A 5,534-nucleotide genomic window follows, 5' to 3' on the forward strand; every position below is an offset into this window, starting at 1 on the left:
CGGGAGCGGGAGGAGGCCGGCCCGGCGCCGATCGCCCCGCCGCCGCTGAGCGCCCCACCGGCCCCCGGAAGCCAGCCCTGATCTGCCACAGTTCGGTGATCCCTCCGGCCAAGTCATGAGCGCGCCGCAGTCCCTCGCCAAGGCGGCCATGAACCGCCTGGCCGCCCGCCTGGGCAGCGGCCTGGCCGACGTGGCCGCCACCCTGGCGGCCCTCGCCCAGGAGGCCCCCGCCCGGGTGCAGCAGGAGCTGAGTCTGTTCTGGGAGGAGGTGGCCATGGAAGCCGAACGCATCGAGAACGACCGCGGCGCCGGTGCCGCGGGACGGGGCGGCGCCGCCGAGGATCCCCAGGAGCGCATCGATGCCCTGCGGGCCAAGGTGGCCGAACTCTCCCGGCGCCTCGACCGGATGCCGGCAACCCCCGACGGTCCGCCGCGGTCTCCGGGGCAGCCCTGATGGCGGCCCTCTCCACCCCCGGGATCCTTCTGTCCCGCCTCTGGCGGTCCCTGCGCATCTGGCGCCTCGTGCTCCAGCTGCTGGCGGGTCTCTGGTGGGACGCCCGCCCCTGGACCTACCCGGGCGGACGCACCCCGCAAGCCCAGGCCGCCCGCCAGCGCCGCCGGGCCCGCTGGCTCACGGCCCAGTTCCTCGAGCTCGGCTCGGCCTTCATCAAGCTCGGCCAGCTGCTCTCGGCCCGCCCCGATGTCCTGCCCGCCGACGTGGTCGAGGAGCTGGCCCATCTGCAGGACCGGGTGCCCGCCTTCCCCTTCCCGGTGGTGGAGAGCCTGCTGGAGCAGGAGCTGGGGGAGCGGCGGGCCGAGATCATCGATCTGGAGGTGGTGCCCCTCGGCTCGGCCAGCCTGGCCCAGGTGCACCGGGCCAGCCTGCGCAGCGGTCGCCAGGTGGTGTTCAAGGTGCAGCGGCCCGGGCTGGAGCGCCTGTTCCGCCTTGATCTTGAGGTGCTGCAGCAGGTGGCCGCCGCCGTGCAGCGCCATCCCCGCTGGGGCGCCGGCCGTGACTGGGTGGGCATCGCCAAGGAGTGCCGGCGGGTGCTGCTGCGGGAGCTCGATTTCCGCCTCGAGGCCGAGCACGCCGCCCGCTTCCGCCAGCAGTTCCTCGACGACCCCGGCATCCGCATCCCGGCGGTGGTCTGGGAGCTGAGCTCCCGGCGGGTGCTCTGCCTCGATTACGTGCCCGGCATCAAGATCAACGACCGCGAGGCCCTCGTCAGTGCCGGCATCGATCCGGCGGCCGTTGCCGAGAAGGGGGCGGCCAGCTATCTGCAGCAGCTGGTGCGCTTCGGCTTCTTCCACGCCGATCCCCACCCCGGCAACCTCGCCGTCGCCAGCGACGGGGCGCTGATCTACTACGACTTCGGCATGATGGGCCAGATCTCCGAGCGGCTGCGCAGCCGGCTCGGACGCATGGTGCGGGCCGCCGCGGCCCGCGATGCCGCCTCCCTGGTGGATGAGCTCCAGCAGGCCGGGCTGATCGCCGCCGGCATCGACCAGGGGCCGGTGCGGCGGCTGGTGCGGGTGATGCTCACCGAAGCCCTTACGCCACCCTTCAGCGCCAACGTCATCGACAAGCTCTCCGGCGATCTCTACGAACTCGTCTACGGCCAGCCGTTCCGGCTGCCGCCCGAGCTGATCTTCGTGATGCGGGCCCTCTCCACCTTCGAGGGGGTGGGCCGCAGCCTCGATCCGGGCTTTAGCCTGATCGCCATCGCCCGTCCCTACCTGTTGCCCCTCATGACCGCCAGCGGCAACGGCCCCAACGAACTGTTCAGCGAGCTCTCCCGCCAGGCGGCCGAGGTGGGCAGCCGCGCCTTCGGGATACCCCGGCGTCTCGACGAGAGCCTGGCCCGCATCGAACAGGGCGATCTCCAGGTGCTGATCCGAGCCGGCGAAACCGATCGCCTGCTGCGGCGCCTGGCCCTCGCCCAGCAGAGCGCCGGCCAGTCGTTCCTGCTCGGCACCCTGGCGGTGGCGGCCTCGGTGCTGGCGGTGAGCGGCCGCCCGGTGCTCACCGCCGTGCCCCTGGTGCTGGCGGTGCCCCTCACCGCCGGCTGGCTGAAGATGCAGGCACGGCTCCAGCGCGATGGTCGCCTCGACCAGCTGCCGGGCGTGGGATCGCCGCCCGGCGGCGGCGCCTGAACGCCAGGCCTCGCCAGCCGCTCCCTGCGGAGGTTCGGCTCAGTCGTGCAGCGGCACACCCAGGGCCGGGATCTCCAGCGGACGGGCCCCCAGCAACCCTTGCAGCGATCGCTGCTTCAGGGCATGGACCACCTCGTCCGCATTCGTCACCTTGTGGGACCAGTCGCTGCCCTGGTCCTGCCGGTTCAGCGCACCGGATGCGGTCGCGGCCGACCTGTCCGGCTCCGGGAAGGCCTCGGAGAAACCCTGCTGGGCAAGCAGTTGATGGACCCTGCCAGCCTGCTGGTGATTGGGATGGTCGCACCAGTCTTCGTAGTTGATGACGCAATGCCTGGGGTGGCTCCCCTGGGTCGGCGCCGGGCTGGGTCCGCGGAAAGCGTCTCCTGCCCGCAGGCTGCGCAGGTAGTAGCCGGAGATGAATCGGCAGTAGGCCACGAAGGATTCGGGACAGATCCTCACGTTGCAACCGGTGGTATTGACCCCGTTCCAGCGTCGCGAGTCGGTCTTGATCAACGAGATATAACTGTCAATCAGGCTCCGTTGATGAAGGATCAGGGGGTAGGTTCTGCAGAGGAAGCCATGGCATTCCGGTGAGAGATGGTTCGGGAAGAGTTCCAGCGTGTAGGTGTCTTCCCTGGCGTCAAGAAGCTCGCAGACGCGTCGGGCGATTCTGGGTTCACGGAAGATGTTGTAGGCCGGCCCGATCGCCGCACTGGCTTTCTCCAGCACGACGGAGAGAAACTGAGCAACCTTCAGCCTCTCCTTTCGCCGGAGTCGCAGGCTGATTCCGTGGAGGTGGCTTGCCGCGCCTCGGGGCGCGGCTCCCATGCGAAGCGTGCGGGTCGGCAGAAAGCTCTTGATCAGGGAATCCGCCACCATGTCCCTGCCGAACTCACTCAGGTCGTAAGGCGCCTTGTCGTAGAAGCGCAGGCCGCTCGGGCCCTCGGCACAGTGGATGTAGGCCGTCGGGTGGAAGGGCTCGCAGACAAAGGCGGACTTCATCGACTGCAGCAGCTGGCCGAACCGGGAGGATCCGGTTCGCGGAGCTGCAACGCTGAGGATCAGCACGGTGGCTGCGGCCCGCGGGCTCAGGCCTTGCCCCGCGGCCCCCGGTCCTCCACGCCGGCATACACCGCCTGGCTGCCCAGTTCGTCCTCGATGCGCAGCAGCTGGTTGTACTTGGCGACCCGGTCGCTGCGGCTGAGGGAACCGGTCTTGATCTGGCCGGCGCGGGTGGCCACGGCCAGGTCGGCGATGGTCACATCCTCCGTCTCGCCGCTGCGGTGGCTGATCACGCTGGTGTAACCGGCCCGGGTGGCCATGTCGATGGCCTGCAGCGTCTCCGTGAGCGAGCCGATCTGGTTCACCTTGATCAGGATCGAATTGGCGATGCCCTGCTCGATCCCCTGCTGCAGCCGGGTGGTGTTGGTCACGAAGAGGTCGTCGCCCACCAGCTGCACCGTGCCCCCCAGGCGCTCGGTCAGCAGGCGCCAGCCCTCCCAGTCGTCCTCGGCCAGGCCGTCCTCGATCGAGACGATCGGGAAGCGGGCCGCCAGGGCCGCCAGCTGGTCGACCATCTCGGCGCTGGTGTAGCTGCCGCCGCCGAAGGCGTAGCGGCCATCGGCATAGAACTCGGTGCTGGCCACATCGAGGGCCAGGGAGATCTGGTCGCCGGGCCGGTAGCCGGCCTTCTCGATCGCCTGCATCAGCAGCTCGCCGGCGGCGTCGTTGCCGGCCAGGTCGGGGGCGAAGCCACCCTCGTCGCCCACCGCCGTGGAGAGCCCCTGATCCTTGAGCAGCCCCTTGAGGGTGTGGAACACCTCGGCGCCCATGCGCAGGGCCTCGCGGAAGCTGCCCGCTCCGTGGGGCACCAGCATGAACTCCTGGAAGTCCAGGTTGTTGGAGGCGTGGGCGCCGCCGTTGATGACGTTCATCAGCGGCACCGGCAGCAGGGTGGCCATCGGACCGCCCAGGTAGCGGTAGAGCGGCAGGCCCAGGGCCTTGGCGGCGGCGTGCGCGGTGGCCAGGCTCACGGCCAGGATCGCGTTGGCGCCGAGGGCCGATTTGTTGTCGCTGCCGTCGAGTTCGTTCATGGCCTCGTCGACGGCGCCCTGGTCCAGGGCGCTCAGGCCGCACAGGGCCGGGGCGATGCGCTCCTCGATGTTCTCCACCGCCTTGCTGACGCCCTTGCCGAAGTAGGCCTTCTCGCCGTCCCGCAGCTCATGGGCCTCGTGGGCGCCGGTGCTGGCGCCGCTGGGCACGATGGCGCGGCCGCTGGCGCCCCCCTCCAGATACACCTCCGCCTCCACCGTGGGGGTGCCGCGGGAGTCGAGCACTTCGCGGGCAACGATGGAGTCGATGACGAGGTCGAGGGAGTCGTACACAGGGGGTGTGCTGGTGGGCGAATCCTATGGGTCGTCCTCCGCCCTCGCCTGTGTTCCCTGCGCCACCCTGGTCAGAATGGCCCGAGCTGGTGCACCGCCGATGCGACTCCTCCACACCATGCTCCGGGTGGGCGATCTGGAGCGCTCCCTGCGCTTCTACACCGAGGTGCTGGGCATGAAGCTGTTGCGCCGCAAGGACTACCCCGGCGGCGCCTACACCCTGGCCTTCGTCGGCTATGGCGACGAGGCGGACACCACCGTGCTGGAGCTCACCCACAACTGGGACACCGACGCCTACGAGATCGGCACGGGGTTCGGCCACCTGGCCATCGGTGTCGATGACATCCATGCCACCTGCGCGGCGATCGCCGCCAAGGGCGGGCGGGTGGTCCGTCCGCCCGGTCCGAAGCAGCACGGCACCACCGTGCTGGCCTTCGTGGAGGATCCGGATGGCTACAAGGTGGAACTGATCCAGACGTCGTCCCGGTCCGATGCGCACTGATTCCCGCCTGCGTGACGACCGGGGCGCGGGGGGCGCCGCGGCCAGCCTCACCAGCGACCCCGACCGCTTCAGCGACGCCGCCTGGGATCTGCTGATCGCCTCCCAGGAGCAGGCCCGCCGCTGGCGCCACGGCGCCATGGACGTGGAGCACCTGCTGCTCACCCTGCTGCTGAACCGGCGCTTCGCCAGCTGGGTGGACCCCCTGCCCCTCGATGAGGACCGGCTGCTGGACCGGCTCGAGACCTTCTGCGCCGAGCAGCCGGACGGCGGCGGCGGCACCCTCTACATCGGCGATGCCCTCGAGGATCTGCTGGAGGAGGCCGATCGGCGCCGGGCCGCCTGGGGATCCCGCCTGCTGGATGTGCCCCACCTGCTGCTGGCCCTGCTGGTGGAGCCCAGGATCGGGGCGTCACTGCTGGTGGAGGAGGGGCTGAGCGAGGACCTGCTGCTGCGCCAGTGGCGCCCCCTGCCGGCTGCGGCCGAGGCCACTGCCG

General features: G+C 70.4%; 6 protein-coding genes. 4 read left to right on the forward strand and 2 right to left on the reverse strand.

Annotation, left to right across the window (positions count from 1 at the left end):
* Nucleotides 1–115: 115 nt before the first annotated feature.
* Both KBY81_RS16315 and KBY81_RS16320 read left to right on the forward strand, forming a co-directional pair.
* Nucleotides 116–454 carry a hypothetical protein gene (locus tag KBY81_RS16315; RefSeq protein WP_106219441.1) on the forward strand — a complete coding sequence of 113 codons (339 nt, stop codon included), beginning with the start codon at nt 116–118 and terminating at the stop codon, nt 452–454.
* Nucleotides 454–2,154, forward strand: a complete 1,701-nt coding sequence (locus KBY81_RS16320) for an AarF/ABC1/UbiB kinase family protein (protein WP_106219440.1) — start codon at nt 454–456, stop codon at nt 2,152–2,154. Before KBY81_RS16315 ends, KBY81_RS16320 begins: the two co-directional genes overlap by 1 nt.
* Nucleotides 2,155–2,193: 39 nt before the next feature.
* Here the strand turns inward: KBY81_RS16320 and KBY81_RS16325 are convergent, their stop codons facing one another.
* Nucleotides 2,194–3,222 (reverse strand): hypothetical protein, encoded by a 1,029-nt coding sequence (locus KBY81_RS16325; RefSeq protein ID WP_254977077.1) that lies wholly within the window; start codon nt 3,220–3,222, stop codon nt 2,194–2,196.
* A gap of 20 nt (nt 3,223–3,242) precedes the next feature.
* Nucleotides 3,243–4,538 carry a phosphopyruvate hydratase gene (eno, locus tag KBY81_RS16330; RefSeq protein ID WP_094585725.1) on the reverse strand — a complete coding sequence of 432 codons (1,296 nt, stop codon included), beginning with the start codon at nt 4,536–4,538 and terminating at the stop codon, nt 3,243–3,245.
* 100 nt (nt 4,539–4,638) lie between these two features.
* Between eno and gloA the strand changes: the two genes are divergently transcribed.
* Nucleotides 4,639–5,040 (forward strand): lactoylglutathione lyase, encoded by a 402-nt coding sequence (gloA, locus tag KBY81_RS16335; RefSeq protein WP_106219438.1) that lies wholly within the window; start codon nt 4,639–4,641, stop codon nt 5,038–5,040.
* A partial coding sequence (locus KBY81_RS16340) for a Clp protease N-terminal domain-containing protein (protein ID WP_315858541.1) occupies nt 5,030–5,534 on the forward strand: 505 nt, incomplete at its 3' end. The genes gloA and KBY81_RS16340, both read left to right, overlap by 11 nt.

The organism is Cyanobium sp. Lug-B, from assembly GCF_024345635.1.
GTDB lineage: Bacteria > Cyanobacteriota > Cyanobacteriia > PCC-6307 > Cyanobiaceae > Cyanobium > Cyanobium minutissimum.